We start from the raw sequence: 16,692 nt of genomic DNA, 5'->3' as shown, positions 1-16,692 counted from the left end.
GGCCACCAGAGTTGTCCGGAGTCTTTGATTCGATGGGGCGCCACCTGGTTAGAAGACTGGGAGTATGTCGCGGCCGGTCCAAAAACCATCGGGACCGTGCTGTGATCGTGAACACCGTGTTGTGCGGCGCCGTAGTGCTGGATACTGCGGGCAGCCGCCCCCGGTGACCGGTGCCGGACGCGGTGAGCTGGAGGGGACGGTTCGCGTGAGCGAGATACCAGCGAAGGCCACGGAGTCCGAGGACCCGTCGGACGGCGCGAGGGCGGGGGCCGCGGGCGATTCCGCCGTGGCCGGAGCGACGGGCGGGGCGATGGGCCACGCCGTGCCCCAACCGCGAGGCGACGCGAGAACCGAGCCGACGAACACACCATGGGGCGGCGCGCCCTCCGGACCGAGCGACGACGCGAGGTCCCGGACGGCGGGCGCCTCGACGGGCGATCCGACGGACGCGGGCACGGACATCGGCGCGGACACGCACCGGGCCACGGCCAAGTCGCCTGGTGGACCGCGGGGCGCAGCGCCCGTTGAATCGCCCGTCGAACCGTCCGGCGAACCCATGGGCGACGCGATGTGGCAGAGCAGCCCGCCCGGTTCGATCTACGACTACATCAAGGTCGCCTCGTTCTCCATCGGCGCCGACGGCCTCGTCGACCAGTGGAGCCTGCGTGCCGAGCAGCTCTTCGGGATATCCCCCGAGCGCGCCCTCGGCATGGACCCCATCGAGGCGTTCTTCGAACCCGACCAGCGCGAGCGCGGCCAGCGCAAGATGGCGGAGATCCTGGACGGCCGCGAGTGGACCGGTGTGGTCCCCTTCCGCATGCCGGCCGCCGAGGACGGCGAGCCGGGCGCCGAGGGCCTCGCCGAGGTCTATGTGATGCCCACCACGACGGAGGACGGCGAACGGGCCGCCGTGTGCATCGTCGTGGACGTCCGGACCCTCCGCAGCATCGAGACGGACCTCGCCGCCTCGCAGGCGATTTTCGGTCAATCTCCGTTCGGCTTCCTGCTCATCGACACGGATCTGCGGGTCCGGCGCGCCAACAAGCGGTTCGCCTCGGTGTTCGGCGGAAACGTGGAGAGCCACCGCGGCCGTACGGTCCACGACTATCTGCCGCGCTCCGAGGCCGATCGGGTCGCCGCGACGCTGCGCCGTGTCCTCGAAACCGGCGACTCCATCACGGACATGCACGTCACCGGTTTCATACCCGGCTCCGACGACCGCCGGCACTGGTCGATCAACCTGTACCGCGTACACAGCGGCACCGGGCGCCCCATCGGTATCGCCTGGCTCGGAACCGACATCACCAGCCGGCGCGCCGCGGCCCGGGAAGCTGCCGCCGCCCGGCGCAATCTCGCTCTTCTGAACGAGGCGGGCGCCCGCATCGGCAACTCCCTCGACCTGGAGACCACCGCGCGCGAACTTCTCGACGTCGTCGTGCCCGGTTTCTGCGACCTCGCCACCGTCGACCTGTACCAGGGCCTGCTGGCGGGAGACGAGACCCCGCGGGCGCTCGCCGACGGCAGCGCGGAGCTGCGCCGGGTCGCCTTCGCCAGCGCCGTGTCCGACGCGCCGTTCATCGGCGGACCGGCTCCCGTGGCCGTGGGCGCCGTCCACCACTACCCGTTCAACTCGCCCTGCGCGGACGCCCTGCGCACCGCCCGCCCCCAGCACGTCCCCGCCGAGGACGGTGGGCTCATCCAGTCCACGCTGGCGGTCCCGATGGTCGCCCACGATACGGTGGTCGGCCTCGCCCAGTTCTCCCGTACGAAGGGCAGCGAGCCCTTCGGCGACCGCGACCGGGCGCTCGCGGTGGAACTCGCGGCGCGCGCCGCGGTCTGCATCGACAACGCCCGGCTGTACCGCCGTGAGCACGAACGCGCGCTGATCCTGCAGCGCTCGCTCCTCCCGCCGGGCGACCCGGAGGCCTCCGGTCTGGACATCGCGTGTCGGTACCTGCCCGGCAACGCGGCCACCGAGGTCGGTGGCGACTGGTTCGATGTCATCGAACTCCCCGGGCACCGCACGGCGTTGGTCGTCGGCGACGTCATGGGGCGCGGTCTGCGGGCGGCGGTCGCCATGGGTGAACTGCGCACCGCGGTCCGCACCCTGGCCCTCCTCGACCTCGAACCCGCCGAAGTCCTCTCGGCGTTGGACGAGATCGCCCGCGGTCTCGGCACCCCCGGCGGAGTCCAGCAGGCCACCCGCGCGGCCCGCCAGCCCCGCGACGCCGACCTCTCCGAGGTGTACCTGGCGACCTGCGTGTACGCGGTGTACGACTCCGTGACCCGCCGCTGCACCTTCGCCAACGCGGGCCATCTGCCGCCGGTGCTGGTCGAACCCGGCGAGAGCGCGCTGATGCTCGACGTGCCGCCGGGCATGCCCCTCGGGGTGGGCGGCGAGCCCTTCGAGGAGGTGGAGGTCGAACTACCCGAAGGCGCACTGTTGGCGCTCTACACGGATGGACTGGTCGAATCGCGCGATCATCCCCTCGACGAGGGTCTGCAGGCCTTCGTCGGCGCGCTCACCGACCCCTCCCGCCCCCTGGAGGACGTGTGCGACCACGTCCTCAACACCCTCGACACCCACCACGGCGAGGACGACATCGCGCTGCTGATGGCTCGTGTCCAGGGGCTGCCCGCCGATTCCGTCGGCGACTGGACGCTGCCGCGCGAGCCGCGCAGTGTGGGGCGGGCCCGTGAGTACGCGCGCACCCAGCTCACCGCCTGGGGCCTGGAGCCGCTCGTCGACACCGCCGAGCTCCTGGTCAGCGAACTCGTCACCAATGCGCTGCGCTACGGCGAGGGTGAGATCAGGCTGCGCCTGCTGCTGGACCGGACCCTCGTGTGCGAGGTCTGGGACGCGGGCCTCGTCCAGCCGCGCCGGCGCCGCGCCCGCGACACGGACGAGGGGGGCCGGGGGTTGCAGCTCGTCGGCCTGCTCTCCGCCTCGTGGGGCTCGCGGCGGACGCCGCGCGGCAAGACGGTCTGGTTCGAACTCCCGCTCCCGGACGGCGGTACGCCTCTCACGGACCCGGCGGAGGCGTTGCTGAGCCTGTTCTGACGGCGCGGTTCCCCGCACCCCTTGGGCTGGGCTTCGCCCCGATTCCATTCCCCGCCCGGCCCGGTGGTTCCTCGGCTGCGAGCCGGTGGGGGCTGGTCGCGCAGTTCCCCGCGCCCCTAAAAGCCTCTGCGCCCCTAAAAAGCCCCCGCGCCCCCAAAAGCCCCCGCGCCCTCAGAAGTCCCTGCGCCCCCAAAAGCCCCCGCGCCCCCAAAAGCTCCCGCGCCCTCAGAAGTCCCTGCGCCCGCGTGTCCTCGGTCCGCCGAAGCTCGCCGCGGGGGCGTCGGGCGTGTCGTCGAGCAGGATCCCGCCGAGCACCGCACCGCCGACGCCCGCGCCCTCGGGCCCGGCGTACGGATTCCCGTACGCCCGCACGTCCCGCTCCGCGAGCTGCTGGGCCTCCAGGGCGAGCCCATCGGCACGCCGGACGTCGACGAGGGTGCGGGGCGTGAGCGCGAGGTGCCGCTCCGCCTCCGACAGCCGGGTCCGGGCCTCGACCCCGACCGCTCCCCGGTGTGTCGTGACGAACTCGGAGGCGAGGGCGACGACACTGCGGGCCGGAAGGACCGCGTGGTCGAGGAAGGCCCGGTCGAGGAAGGCCCGGTCGACGGGCACGCGGTCCTCGGCCAGGAGCGGTGCCCCGGCTGTGGTGAGGCGGCGGAGGGCGCCGAGGGGGTCGTACGGTCGGACGCCGCCCGTGATCTCCCGCCGCACGTCGGCGACGGCCGACGCGGCGTGCGTGATCCGACCGGGCAGCGCACCGACGGCCGGGAGTCCGCGCGCGGCCCCGAGCTCGGCGTCCGCGTCACGCAGCGCGCCGGGCAACAGGGCCGTCGCGGAGGCGAGTTCGGAGGCCACTCGGTCGATACCGGCCACGAAGAGGTCCGCCTGGTCGACGGCGGACTCGGCGGCCCGCAGATACGCCGTCGCCCTCGCGCCCTCCTCCCGGTCCAGGGACTGCCGGGCCCGGTCCAGGCGGGTGGTGGCGAAGACGAGCCGGTCCTTGGCCTGTTCGACGTTGCCCGCGACGGACAGGGACGCGGAGGGTGCGTACCGCTCGCGCAGTTCGGTGAGCGTCGTCTCCGCGGCCGGGGTGCGCGCGCTGAGCTTCCGGAAACGGGCCTCCGCCGACTCCAGCGCGGCAGGCGACGTCCGCTCCAGGGCGCGCAGCAGATCGAACCCGGGCGCCTCCGCGTCCAGCCGCCGCCCCGCCTCCGTGCAGCGGGCGACGATCTCCTCCAGCAGCTGCCGCCTCACGAGGCTGTCGTCCGTCAGGGTGTCGTCCAGCCGCTGCCGCAGTCGGAAGGAAGCCGTCAGCTCGGAGCGCGCGAACGCCAGTGCGTCCGTGTACGTCGCGACGGCCTCCTCCCCGAACCGGTCCGCGGCCCAGCCGAGTTCCTCCGCTCCGGTGCGCACGCAGTCGTCGATCTCCACGAGCAACCGCCCCGCCCGCCGGTCGAGTTCGGCGAACGGCACGGGGTGCGGGGTGCCGCCGCCGGGCGTCGTACGGGTCCGGGCCCGTCGTGTCCGCCGCGCGTACGAGTACGCCGCCAGCGCCACCGCGACGACCACCGCGACGAGGGGCAGCACGAGATCGCCGGTGCTCGTCCCACCCCGCCCGGGCGCGGCCCGCACCTCGTCGGCTCCCGCCCGTGCGATGGGCAGCAGCAGCCACCCCACTGCCAGCAGCCCCCCGAGCACGGCATGCGCCACCCGTACGGCTATGTGGGACGTGGCTCGGCGTGACCGGCTTCGGCTCAGGGGCGACGTCACATTTGGGAGCGTATGACCGCTTGCGCCGGCGCGCGACCGGGGGTGCGCCGAGGCGAGGCCGCTTAAGGTACCGGGGATACGGGGGCATACGGAGGGGGCACGGGGGATGGACGAGCAGCGCACGGGGACCGAGGTGGACACGGAGGCGGAGACGCCGGCGACACCGGTCGGGGCGGGTAGGGACAGGGGGGCGGGCGGGGGAGAGAGCGGGCCGGAGGACGACGAGGGCCGTACCTCCCCGAGCCGGGTTCCCGCCTGGCTTCGAACGGTGGGCCGGGGCTGGCGGCACCCCCGCCTCCGCTGGCCCAAACGGGTCGCGCTCGCGCTCGTTCTGGTGTCGGTGCTCTCCCTGCTCGCCGCGGGCACCGCCCTGCGGGTCAACTACGCCGGAGACCCGGCCCCCGCTACCCAGACCAGGAACCGTGACGCCCTCTGGATGGGCCACGCCTGGGTGGACGGCCGGAAGAAGGACGCGGACGTCAAGGCGCTCGCGAAGCGGCTGCGGGCGACCGGGATCCGGGACCTGTATGTGCACGCGGGACCGTTGGAGCACGACGGGACCCTGCCCGAGTCGGCGTACCCGAAGGCGCGTTGGCTGGTCGAGGCCGTGCACCGCGAACTGCCCGGTGTCCGTGTCCAGGCCTGGCTCGGCGACGTGCTCGCCACCGAGGGGGAGGTCGGGATGCGTCTGGAACGGGCGGCCACCCGGGCCGCCGTCGTCCGCTCCGCCGGGCAGATCCTCGACGCCGGTTTCGAGGGCGCCCACTTCGACCTGGAGCCCCTGCACTCCGACGACTCGAACTACCTTTCCCTGCTGGATGATCTGCGCCGCGTCACCCGCGCCCACGACGCCCAGCTCTCCGTCGCCGCCCACCAGATCGACCCGCTCCCGAACCTCCACTCCGTTTTCGGTGCCTTCACCGCGCACCCCAAGTGGTGGTCCCAGTCGTTCTTCGGACAGGTCGCCCGCCGGGTCGACCAGATCGCCGTGATGTCGTACGACACGGCGCTTCCGCTGGAGAGCCTGTACGGGGGTTACGTCGCCGAGCAGACCTCCCTCGCCCTCGAAGTCACCCCGAAGTCGACCGACCTGCTGATGGGCCTGCCCTTTTATTACGAGGACAACATGGACCACCACGGCTCCGCCGAGACGGTCGCGGCGGCCGTCCGCGGCACCCGCCTCGGACTCTCCCGCACCGACCGCACCCGGGAACACTTCGGCGTCGCGCTGTACGTGGACTTCGCCGCCCGGGAGAAGGACTGGACGGCGTACGAGGAAGGCTGGGTCCGATGACCGCCACGCGCAGGCCGCTCACGAGGGACGAGCTCGTGCCCCTCGCCCGTGCCGCTCTCGGCCCGGCCCGGACGCTCACCGCGGTCGCCCGGCTGCGCGGCGGCAGCAAGAAGGGTGTCTACCGGCTCTTCCTCGACGACGGCTCCACCGCGGTCGCCTACGTCTGGGACCCGGCTGAGGACTACTGGGACGCGGCCCCGGCCGACCCCCGCGACTCCTTCTCGCACGCCTCCGGGCTCGACCTCTTCAGCGCCGCGTACGACAGGCTCACCGCCCTCGGCATCCGCACGCCCCGCCTGCTGTTCGCCGACCGCAGCCACACGCATCTGCCCTCGGACGTGGCCGTGGTGGAGGACGTACGCGGCGGCAGTCTCGAGGACCTGCTGCGCCGCGACCCCGAGGCCGCCGAAGGGCCCCTGCGGGAACTGGCCGAGGCCCTGCGCACCCTGCACGCCCACCCCGCACCCCGCCACGGCAAGGTCGCCGTCGTCGACAACGGCGGCAGCGCGCACGGCGGTTCGTGCGAGCGGGTCGTCCTCGAACGGGCCCTGGCCGACCTGGCGGAGGCCGCCGCACGCGACCCTCGGATCGCCGCCGTACGCGAGGCTCTGTACGACCGTCTGCACGCCCTCGCCGAGACGGTCCGACCACGCAGCCGCGTCGGTCTGATCCACGGCGAACTCGGCCCGGACCACGTCCTCGTGGACGAGCACGGCCACCCCGCCCTCATCGACATCGAGGGACTGCTCTACTTCGACGCCGAGTGGGAGCACGTCTTCCTGCGCCAGCGCTTCGACCACGGCTACGACGCCTACGCAGCACTGCGCGCCGACGGCCTCGACGAGGACCGGCTGCGCCTCTACCGCCTGGCCATGCACCTCTCGCTCGTCGCGGGCCCGCTCCGGCTCCTCGACGGCGACTTCCCGGATCCGGAGTTCATGCGGGCGATCGCGGAACACAGCGTCGGGCAGACCCTCACGCTGCTGGAGAACCCCGTGCCATGATCTGAGGGCACGCGCCGGTTCGGCGCGCTCCGGGGGAGGGGGGAAGTCCGTGCGCCCGTATCTGGTGGGCTTGGCCGCGCTGGCGATGACCGGCACGGCGCTCATGGGGATCGCCGGGATCGTCACGGGCTGGGTGCCGCCCTGGCTGCGCCCCCGTGTCTTCCGGCCGAAGCTGTGGGGGTACGGCTCGGTGGTGGGGGCCGCCGGGATGTCCCTGTACATGTTCATCGGTCCGTTCCGAGGGCCCGACCTCAGGATGGCGCCCTTCGCGATGACCGGTATGGCCCTGTTCATCGCGGGACTCGTGATGCAGATGCGCTCGCGGCGTCCCGGTCGCCCCGGCATTCCCGAACGCCGATGACAGGCCCCTGGCTCTTCGCGGCCGGCCTCGGCGAGGGCGTGGTCCTCGGACTCGCGGCGGCCGTCGGGATCGTCGCCGTGCGCGGCGGCCGGGTGCCGGGGTGGGAGCGCCGTCCCGTCGTCCGGCGTCGCCTGTGGGGCCAGGGCGCGCTGCTGGTGACGGCGGCCGTCGCGCTCCAGTCGTTGAACCTGGCCTTCTCGGGCCCCGGCTTCCTCCAGTTCGCGGGCGCCCTCGTGAGCGGCGCGGGCCTGATCACCGGGGCCGCCCTGATGCACCGGGCGACCCGGGACCGCCGCCGCGGCCCCACCGCTCCTTCGACTCCCTAGAGTCCTGAGGCTCCCAAGAGCCCTATGAAGACGAGTCCCGCCTCCTGATCTTCGAACCCAGCCACACCAGCGGGTCGTACTTGCGGTCGACCGCCCGTTCCTTCAAGGGGATCAGGGCGTTGTCCGTGATCTTGATGCCCTCGGGGCAGACCTCCGTGCAGCACTTGGTGATGTTGCAGTAGCCGAGGCCGTGCTCGTCCTGGGCGGTGCGCTTGCGGTCCAGGCCGGCGTCGGCGGCCGCGTCCAGCGGGTGCATGTCCAGTTCGGCGACGCGCATCAGGAAGCGCGGGCCCGCGAACGCCGGTTTGTTCTCCTCGTGGTCGCGCACGACATGGCAGGTGTCCTGGCACAGGAAGCACTCGATGCACTTGCGGAACTCCTGCGAGCGGTCCACGTCCTCCTGCTGCATGCGGTACTCGCCGGGGCCGAGACCGGCCGGGGGGACGAAGGCGGGGACCTGCCGCGCCTTCGCGTAGTTGAAGCCGACGTCCGTGACGAGATCCCGTACGACCGGGAAGGCGCGCAGCGGTGTGACGGTGATCGTCTCCTCCCGCGTGAACACCGACATGCGCGTCATGCACATCAGCCGGGGGCGCCCGTTGATCTCCGCCGAGCACGAACCGCACTTGCCCGCCTTGCAGTTCCAGCGGACGGCCAGGTCCGGGGCCTGGGTCGCCTGGAGCCGGTGGATGATGTCCAGCACCACCTCACCGTCGTTGACCTCGACCGCGAAGTCCTTCAGGCCGCCGCCCTTCACATCCCCGCGCCACACCTTGAAGCGGGCCTCGTAGCTGCTCACTCGTAGAGCTCCTCTTCGGCGAGGTACTTGACCAGCTCCTCCTTCTCGAAGAGGGCGAGCAGGTCGGGACGAATGGGTTCGGTGGTCTCGCGGCTGAGGTCGATCTGACCGTGCACCGGGTCGGTGGCCGCCAACCCTCCCGTGGGATCGGTGAGTTGGCACAGGAGGTTGAGGCGACGCCAGGTCCGCTCCATCGTCGGATGGTCCTCGCGGGTGTGGCCGCCGCGTGACTCCGTGCGCTCCAGGGCGGCGCGGGCCACGCACTCGCTGACCAGGAGCATGTTGCGCAGGTCGAGGGCGAGGTGCCAGCCGGGGTTGAACTGCCGGTGGCCCTCGACGCCGGCCCGCCGCGCCCGTACCCGCAGCTCCGCGAGCTTCTCCAGGGCCTGTTCCATCTCGGCCTCGCGGCGGATGATGCCGACCAGGTCGTTCATGGTCTGCTGGAGTTCCTGGTGGAGGGTGTAGGGGTTCTCGGGCGGGCGTCCGCTCTCCGTACCGGGCTCCGGACCCTCGGCCGAGAAGGGCCGCAGGGCCTCGGCCGCCGCCGTGTCGATCTGGATGTCGTCCACGGGCGGGCGGTCCCCGGCCAGGTCGGCGGCGTACCCGGCGGCGTGCAGTCCCGCCCGCCGCCCGAAGACCAGCAGGTCGGAGAGGGAGTTGCCGCCGAGCCGGTTGGAACCGTGCATGCCGCCCGCGACCTCACCGGCGGCGAACAGGCCTGGTACGCCGCGCGCGGCCGCCGAGTCCGATTCGACCGCGATGCCGCCCATCACGTAGTGACAGGTGGGCCCGACCTCCATCGCCTCCGCCGTGATGTCGACGTCCGCGAGCTCCTTGAACTGGTGGTACATGGAGGGAAGCCGACGCCGGATCACCTCGGCGGGCATACGGGTCGACACATCGAGGAAGACCCCGCCGTGCGGCGACCCGCGACCCGCCTTCACCTCGGAGTTGATGGCGCGGGCGACCTCGTCGCGGGGCAGCAGCTCCGGGGGACGCCGGTTGTGGTCCGGGTCCTCGTACCAGCGGTCGCCCTCCTCCTCGGACTGCGCGTACTTCTCCTTGAAGACGTCCGGGATGTAGTCGAACATGAACCGCTTGCCGTCGGAGTTCCTGAGCACCCCGCCGTCCCCGCGCACCGACTCGGTGACCAGGATCCCCTTCACCGACGGCGGCCAGACCATGCCCGTCGGATGGAACTGCACGAACTCCATGTTGAGCAGCGGCGCCCCGGCGAGCAGTGCGAGGGCGTGGCCGTCGCCCGTGTACTCCCACGAGTTCGACGTCACCTTGAACGACTTGCCGATACCGCCGGTGGCGATGACGACGGAGGGCGCTTCGAGCACGAAGAAGCGGCCGGACTCGCGCTCGTAGCAGAACGCGCCGGAGACGCGGTTGCCGTCCTTCAGCACACGCGTGACGGTGCACTCCTGGTACACCTTCAGCCGGCTCTCGTAGTTCCCGGTCTCCTTCATGTCCTCCTGCTGGAGCGACACGATCTTCTGCTGGAGGGTCCGGATGAGCTCGAGCCCGGTCCGGTCGCCGACGTGCGCGAGCCGCGGATACTCGTGGCCGCCGAAGTTGCGCTGGGAGATCCGCCCGTCCTTCGTACGGTCGAACAGGGCGCCCCAGGTCTCCAGCTCCCACACCCGGTCCGGGGCTTCCTTGGCATGCAGCTCGGCCATCCGCCACTGGTTCAGGAACTTCCCGCCGCGCATGGTGTCGCGGAAGTGGACCTCCCAGTTGTCGCCGGAGTTGACGTTGCCCATCGCGGCCGCGATGCCGCCCTCGGCCATCACCGTGTGGGCCTTGCCGAACAGCGACTTGCAGATCACGGCCGTACGGGCGCCACGCTCGCGCGCCTCGATGGCGGCGCGCAGTCCGGCGCCACCGGCGCCGACCACGACAACGTCCCACTCCTGCCTGTCAACCACGGACATCAGAGGGCCCCACTCAGCTAGAAGAAGCGCGGATCGTCGAAGGCGCCGGACGCGACGAGGTACACGTAGAAGTCGGCGAGCGCCACGCTGATCAGCGACGCCCAGGCGAGCAGCATGTGGCGGGCGTTCAGCTTCCCGACCCACTGCCACATCCGGTAGCGCACGGGATGTTTGGAGAAGTGCTTGAGCTTGCCGCCGACGATGTGCCGGCAGGAGTGGCAGGACAGGGTGTACGCCCAGATCAGCGTGATGTTGAGCAGGAAGACCAGGGTGCCCAGGCCCATGTGGCCCCAGCGGTAGTGCTCGTCGCGGAACGAGAGCACGGTGTCGTAGGTCAGGATCCCGGCGACGACGATCGCGGCGTAGAAGAAGTACCGGTGGACGTTCTGCAGGATGAGCGGGAAGCGGGTCTCGCCGGTGTACTTCTTGTGCGGCTCGGCGACCGCGCAGGCCGGCGGCGACGCCCAGAAGCCGCGGTAGTAGGCCTTGCGGTAGTAGTAGCAGGTCAGCCGGAAACCGAGCGGGAAGATCAGGATGATGATGGCGGGGGAGATGCCCCACCAGCTCCCGAAGAGGTCCGCGTTGGGGCCCGCGTGCATCGTCCGGCACCGCTCGGCCAGACAGGGCGAGTAGAACGGCGAGACGTACGGCGCCGAGTAGTAGTTCGTGTCCGCGAACGCGCGCCAGGTCGAGTACACGACGAAGGCCAGCAGCCCGGCGGCGGTGACGGCGGGCGCCAGCCACCAGCGGTCGGTGCGCAGATGCGGGGCGGTGATCGCGGCGCGCGTACCGGTGTGTACGCCGCCGGGGGTCGGACGGGGTTCAGTGCCAGTGCTCAACTTTTCGCCTCCGGGGCGCTCACGGGGCGTGGCGGTCGTGGGCGCCGAGTCCCTCGTCGTCCGAATCCGTCCACAAGGAGCTGTCGTACGGGGTGTCGGGGATCGGGACGAGATCGGGGCGCCGGGGCGGGGAGAGGCCGGGGGCGGACTCGCGCAGCAGGGCGACGCTCTCGCGCAGGTGGTCCGCGTCGGCGCGGACGCGGCGCATCTCCAGGCCGCCTCCGCCGATCTGCTGCTCGAGGCGTCCCACCGACCTCACGAGGTCGTCGATGCATCGCTGAACTGACGTCAAGTCGTCGTGTACGGACATGACTTGCCCTCACTTCCAGGACCCTGCGGTCCAAGGCGGCAACGTTCATGCGCCTGCGAGTGTTGCGCGTCACACCGAGCCGTGGGAAGGGATCTGCACGGATTGACGGCTCACGCCCCCGGAATGCGCCCCCCGGGGCCGATTTACATCGACACGTGAGCGAATCCGAGCCCTGCGACGGGGCTGCGCCGCGGATCCCTGTTCGGCTGTGGGTGGGCGGGGGCTGGGCGCGCAGTTCCCCGCGCCCCTGAGGGGTCGGGGCTGCGCCCCGTACCCCGGCCGCCGTGTTCTTCGGCTGCGGGCCGGTGGGGGCTGGGCGCGCAGTTCCCCGCGCCCCTTGAGGGCGCTGGCGTGCATCCTTCAGCCCGTCCGGCGTTTGAGGACGAGGCCGTTCGGGCCGATGCGGGGGTCTGGGGGCGGAGCCCCCGGGGATGGGACGGGTAGGGGCGGCGGGGGCGAGGGAGCTTGGGCCGGATGGGTGGGGTTTCGGGCGCTTCCCGTCGTGTCGCCGCACCCCTACGCTCCCCCTCCCGTTCAGTGGGCACATACATCTGATCAACCGCATATTCCGCCAAAAGTGATCAGATCCGGCCCCGTTCTCCCCACCGGAGGTTGCAGTGATGTCCCACGACGGCGTCGGACTGCGCGCGGTGATGCGCTCGGTCGCGTTCCTCACCGCGGGCGCACTCGCGGTACCCGCCCTCGCCGCGTGCAGCGCCGACGAGGAGGTCGCCAAGCCCCTCGCCGCGCAGGACATCGCACCCGCGACCCGCGACCGGATCGCGGACGGCGGCACCCTGCGCTGGGCGGTGGACGCCGTACCGCAGACCCTCAACACCTTCCAGGCGGACGCCGACGCCGGCACCTCCCGGATCGCCGGCGCCGTAATGCCCGCCCTGTACCGCCTCGACTCCAACGGCACCCCCCGGCTCAACCCCGACTACCTCGAATCGGCCAAGATCGTCGAGACCGAGCCCCAGCAGGTCGTGCTCTACAAGCTCAACCAGCAGGCGGTCTGGAGCGACGGCCGCGAGATCGGCGCCGCCGACTTCGCCGCCCAGTGGCGCGCCCTGTCCGGCAAGGACAGCGCGTACTGGACGGCCCGCAACGCCGGCTACGACCGCATCGAGAAGATCGAGCGCGGCAAGAGCAACCTGGAGGTCCGCGTCACCTTCAGTCGTCCCTACGCCGACTGGAAGTCGCTCTTCTCGCCGCTGTACCCCAAGGACGTGATGGGCACCGCGGACGCCTTCAACGACGGGGCGCGCACCAAGCTTCAGGCCACCGCGGGCCCGTTCACCCTCCAGAAGATCGACCACAAGAGCGGCGAGGTCCGCCTCGCCCGCAACCCGCGCTGGTGGGGCCGCCCCGCCAAGCTCTCCGAGATCGCGCTGATCGCCGTCCCGCGCGACAAGCGGGCCGAGGCGCTCGCCGCCGACAGGGTCGACCTGGCCGAGATCGACCCCGAAGAGGCCGGCCGGATCACGCTCGCCGCCGGCGACAAGGGGACCGCACCGCTGCAGGGATCGGTGACCACCCCGCTGCAGGGTGCGGGCTCCGCGCTCACGCCCGCGAAGGCGCTGCGTTCCTGGGCGGTCGCGCACGGCTCGGACGCGGGAGCCGCATCCGACGAGATCAAGGCCCGCAAGCAGCAGCGCGCGGCGATCGCGACGTACGCCCGTCAGCAGACGTCACTGCGCGACTTCGTGGTCCGCAAGTCCCTCGAGCCCGCCTACACCCAGCTGGCCCTGAACGGCTCCGAGGGCCCGCTCGCCGACGAGCGCGTCCGCCGCGCCGTCGCCCGCGCCATCAACCGCGACGAACTCGCCAAGGCCGTCCTGGGCCCGCTGGGCCTGCCCGCCGTCCCGGTCGGCAGCCACCTCGCGCTCTCCGGCCAGCCGGACTACGCCGACAACAGCGGCGCGCTCGGAGGTCAGGACACCAAGGAGGCGCAGGCGCTGCTGGCGGATGCCGGATGGGTGCCCGGGGGACCGGTGAACGAGCAGCAGCAGCAACAGCAGCAGAAGAAGGACAAGGACAAGGCGGCCGGGCCCGAGGGCAAGAAGGCGGACTCCGACGCCAACCCGGACGACGGAACGTTCATCGTCGGCGAGGACGACAAGAACGGCGAGGCCGACCGGGACAGGAAGGACGCGAAGGACCACGCCGAGAAGCACGGGAAGAACGAGAAGCAGCACGCGGACGGCGAGGCCGGCAAGCATCTCGACGGCAGGCAGTACGTCCCCAAGGACAACCGGCAGGGCGGGGCGCCCGGCGCCTACGCGCCCAAGGGCACGGCCGCCCCGGCGGGCGCCGCGGCCGGCGCGCTCGCCAAGGACGGCAAGGCACTGACACTGCGCTTCGTCCTGCCCTCGGGTCCCGGTTCGGACTCGCTGCGCACGGTCGCCGACCAGATCTCCCGGATGCTGGAGCGCATCGGCATCCGTACCGAGACGTCCAGGGTGCCGGACGACAGCTATTTCAAGGACCACATCGCCTCGGGCCAGTACGACCTGGCGCTGTACTCCTGGCCCGCTTCCGCCTTCCCCGCCACCGACGCCCGCCCGATCTACGCGAAGCCGGTCCCGGCAGCCGACGGCTCCCTCGCCGTCGAGCAGAACTACACCCGGGTCGGCACCGACCAGGTCGACCAGCTCTTCGACCAGGCCATCGCGACGCTGGACGAGGACGAGTCGCGTTCCCTGGTCCGCAAGGCCGACGCCCGGATCTGGGCCGCCGCCGGATCGATTCCCCTCTATCAGCGCCCCCAGCTCATGGCCACCCGCCTGAACCTCGCCAACGCCGGCGCCTTCGGGTTCCAGACCCCCCTCTACGAGGACATGGGCTTCCTGAAGAAGGGCGCGCAGGGGGGAACGGCAACCGAGAAGGACAGGTAGGAAGGGCAAGCAGGAAGGGCGATCAGCGTCGCCCATGGCCTCCGCGGACTGGCCCGCGGAGGCCGTGCCCGTCAAGGCCACGTACCATGGGGTAAGGCCGTGGCGTGTCCAGCCCGGCAGGGTCCGCGTAGCACTGACGTACGCGCAGGCCGTCCACTCACTCCGGGAGAAGCGCCTCAATATGGCCACGCGCCACGACATCCGCAACGTCGCCATCGTCGCCCACGTCGACCATGGCAAGACCACCCTGGTCGATGCCATGCTCAAGCAGGCCGGTGCCTTCGCCGCGCACGCCGCCGAGTCGCTTGACGACCGCATGATGGACTCGAACGACCTGGAGCGTGAGAAGGGCATCACGATCCTGGCCAAGAACACGGCCGTGAAGTACCACCCCAAGGATGGTGGTGAGGTCATCACCATCAACATCATCGACACCCCGGGCCACGCCGACTTCGGTGGCGAGGTCGAGCGCGGTCTGTCGATGGTGGACGCGGTCGTCCTCCTCGTCGACGCCTCCGAGGGCCCGCTGCCGCAGACCCGCTTCGTGCTGCGCAAGGCGCTCCAGCAGCGTCTGCCGGTCATCCTGTGCATCAACAAGACCGACCGCCCGGACTCCCGGATCGACGAGGTCGTCAACGAGACCTACGACCTCTTCCTGGACCTGGACGCCGACGAGGACCAGATCGAGTTCCCGATCGTCTACGCATGTGCGCGTGACGGCGTCGCCTCCCTGACGAAGCCGGAGAACGGCACGGTCCCGCAGGACAGCGACAGCCTGGAGCCGTTCTTCACCACGATCCTGGAGTCCGTCCCGGCCCCGTCCTACGACGAGTCCGCCCCGCTCCAGGCGCACGTCACCAACCTGGACGCCGACAACTTCCTCGGCCGTATCGCGCTGCTCCGCGTCGAGCAGGGCGAGCTGCGCAAGGGCCAGACCGTCACGTGGATCAAGCGCGACGGCACGATGTCCAACGTCCGCATCACCGAGCTGCTGATGACCGAGGCGCTCACCCGTAAGCCGGCCGAGAAGGCGGGCCCGGGTGACATCTGCGCGGTCGCCGGTATCCCGGACATCATGATCGGCGAGACGCTTGCCGACCCCGAGAACCCGATCGCGCTGCCGCTGATCACGGTCGATGAGCCGGCGATCTCGATGACCATCGGCACGAACACCTCGCCGCTGGTCGGCCGCGGCGGCACCGGCAAGGGCGCCGCCGCGAAGACCGCGGTCAAGGACCGCAAGGTCACCGCCCGTCAGGTCAAGGACCGCCTGGACCGCGAGCTGATCGGTAACGTCTCGCTCCGCGTGCTCGACACCGAGCGTCCCGACGCCTGGGAGGTCCAGGGCCGCGGTGAGCTCGCGCTCGCCATCCTGGTCGAGCAGATGCGCCGCGAGGGCTTCGAGCTGACCATCGGCAAGCCGCAGGTGGTCACCCAGATGATCGACGGCAAGGTCCACGAGCCGGTCGAGCGCATGACGATCGACGTGCCCGAGGAGCACATGGGCGCGGTCACGCAGCTCATGGGCGTCCGCAAGGGCCGTATGGACAACATGTCGAACCACGGCTCGGGCTGGGTCCGTCTGGAGTTCGTCGTCCCCTCCCGCGGTCTCATCGGCTTCCGGACCGAGTTCCTGACCGGTACGCGCGGCACGGGCATCGCCCACTCCATCCACGAGGGCCACGAGCCGTGGTTCGGCACCCTGACGACCCGGAACAACGGTTCGCTGGTCGCCGACCGCGCCGGTGCCGTCACCGCGTTCGCGATGACGAACCTCCAGGAGCGCGGTGTGCTGTTCACCGACCCCGGCACCGAGGTGTACGAGGGCATGATCGTCGGCGAGAACTCGCGCGCCGACGACATGGACGTGAACATCACCAAGGAGAAGAAGCTCACCAACATGCGTTCCGCCGCCGCGGACTCGTTCGAGGCGATCGTGCCGCCGCGCAAGCTCTCCCTTGAGCAGTCCCTGGAGTTCTGCCGCGACGACGAGTGCGTCGAGGTGACCCCGGAGGCCGTGCGCATCCGCAAGGTCGTCCTGGACCAGAAGGAGCGCGGTCGCACCGCAAGCCGGGCCAAGCACGGCTGATC

General features: G+C 71.3%; 12 protein-coding genes and 1 pseudogene. 7 read left to right on the top strand and 6 right to left on the bottom strand.

The window, feature by feature from the left end; translation table 11 throughout:
• The first annotated feature begins 205 nt into the window (after positions 1 to 205).
• Positions 206 to 3,061, top strand: coding sequence for a SpoIIE family protein phosphatase (locus tag ACZ7M3_RS06735; RefSeq protein WP_472061325.1), 2,856 nt, complete (start codon positions 206 to 208; stop codon positions 3,059 to 3,061).
• A 225-nt stretch (positions 3,062 to 3,286) separates the two neighbouring features.
• Here the strand turns inward: ACZ7M3_RS06735 and ACZ7M3_RS06730 are convergent, their stop codons facing one another.
• The gene (locus tag ACZ7M3_RS06730; protein WP_472061323.1) at positions 3,287 to 4,831 is read right to left on the bottom strand and encodes a hypothetical protein; all 1,545 of its coding nucleotides are present in this window, start codon (positions 4,829 to 4,831) and stop codon (positions 3,287 to 3,289) included.
• 106 nt (positions 4,832 to 4,937) lie between these two features.
• Here ACZ7M3_RS06730 and ACZ7M3_RS06725 point away from each other — a divergent pair, with 106 nt between their 5' ends.
• The 4 genes from ACZ7M3_RS06725 to ACZ7M3_RS06710 are packed head-to-tail and all read left to right on the top strand — an operon-like array spanning position 4,938 to position 7,816.
• On the top strand, positions 4,938 to 6,125 hold the full coding sequence (locus ACZ7M3_RS06725; protein WP_472061321.1) for a glycoside hydrolase family 18 protein: 1,188 nt from the start codon (positions 4,938 to 4,940) through the stop codon (positions 6,123 to 6,125).
• Positions 6,122 to 7,129: a phosphotransferase family protein gene (locus tag ACZ7M3_RS06720; protein ID WP_472061319.1), complete on the top strand. Its 1,008-nt coding sequence runs from the start codon at positions 6,122 to 6,124 to the stop codon at positions 7,127 to 7,129. Before ACZ7M3_RS06725 ends, ACZ7M3_RS06720 begins: the two co-directional genes overlap by 4 nt.
• Positions 7,130 to 7,178: 49 nt before the next feature.
• Positions 7,179 to 7,490 carry a hypothetical protein gene (locus ACZ7M3_RS06715; RefSeq protein ID WP_472061317.1) on the top strand — a complete coding sequence of 104 codons (312 nt, stop codon included), beginning with the start codon at positions 7,179 to 7,181 and terminating at the stop codon, positions 7,488 to 7,490.
• Complete coding sequence (locus ACZ7M3_RS06710; RefSeq protein ID WP_351307176.1) at positions 7,487 to 7,816, top strand: hypothetical protein; 330 nt, start codon at positions 7,487 to 7,489, stop codon at positions 7,814 to 7,816. Before ACZ7M3_RS06715 ends, ACZ7M3_RS06710 begins: the two co-directional genes overlap by 4 nt.
• Before the next feature lie 22 nt (positions 7,817 to 7,838).
• Here ACZ7M3_RS06710 and ACZ7M3_RS06705 read toward each other — a convergent pair whose 3' ends face one another.
• From ACZ7M3_RS06705 to ACZ7M3_RS06685, 5 genes and pseudogenes are all read right to left on the bottom strand, one after another.
• On the bottom strand, positions 7,839 to 8,615 hold the full coding sequence (locus ACZ7M3_RS06705; protein ID WP_351307174.1) for a succinate dehydrogenase/fumarate reductase iron-sulfur subunit: 777 nt from the start codon (positions 8,613 to 8,615) through the stop codon (positions 7,839 to 7,841).
• The gene (locus tag ACZ7M3_RS06700; protein ID WP_472061315.1) at positions 8,612 to 10,555 is read right to left on the bottom strand and encodes a fumarate reductase/succinate dehydrogenase flavoprotein subunit; all 1,944 of its coding nucleotides are present in this window, start codon (positions 10,553 to 10,555) and stop codon (positions 8,612 to 8,614) included. Before ACZ7M3_RS06700 ends, ACZ7M3_RS06705 begins: the two co-directional genes overlap by 4 nt.
• Positions 10,556 to 10,572: 17 nt before the next feature.
• Positions 10,573 to 11,394, bottom strand: a complete 822-nt coding sequence (locus ACZ7M3_RS06695; RefSeq protein ID WP_472061313.1) for a hypothetical protein — start codon at positions 11,392 to 11,394, stop codon at positions 10,573 to 10,575.
• Positions 11,395 to 11,413: 19 nt separating this feature from the next.
• Positions 11,414 to 11,704 carry a hypothetical protein gene (locus tag ACZ7M3_RS06690; RefSeq protein WP_054228251.1) on the bottom strand — a complete coding sequence of 97 codons (291 nt, stop codon included), beginning with the start codon at positions 11,702 to 11,704 and terminating at the stop codon, positions 11,414 to 11,416.
• 322 nt (positions 11,705 to 12,026) lie between these two features.
• Positions 12,027 to 12,175 (bottom strand): annotated as a pseudogene (locus ACZ7M3_RS06685) (cobyrinate a,c-diamide synthase); the annotation flags it as partial.
• 149 nt (positions 12,176 to 12,324) lie between these two features.
• Between ACZ7M3_RS06685 and ACZ7M3_RS06680 the strand changes: the two are divergent.
• Positions 12,325 to 14,601: an ABC transporter family substrate-binding protein gene (locus tag ACZ7M3_RS06680; RefSeq protein WP_472061311.1), complete on the top strand. Its 2,277-nt coding sequence runs from the start codon at positions 12,325 to 12,327 to the stop codon at positions 14,599 to 14,601.
• Positions 14,602 to 14,782: 181 nt separating this feature from the next.
• Positions 14,783 to 16,690: a translational GTPase TypA gene (gene typA / locus ACZ7M3_RS06675; protein ID WP_472061310.1), complete on the top strand. Its 1,908-nt coding sequence runs from the start codon at positions 14,783 to 14,785 to the stop codon at positions 16,688 to 16,690.
• Positions 16,691 to 16,692 lie beyond the last annotated feature (2 nt).

It is taken from the genome of Streptomyces sp. NPDC111656, from assembly GCF_055656965.1.
This window is presented reverse-complemented; position numbering and strand designations above follow the sequence as displayed.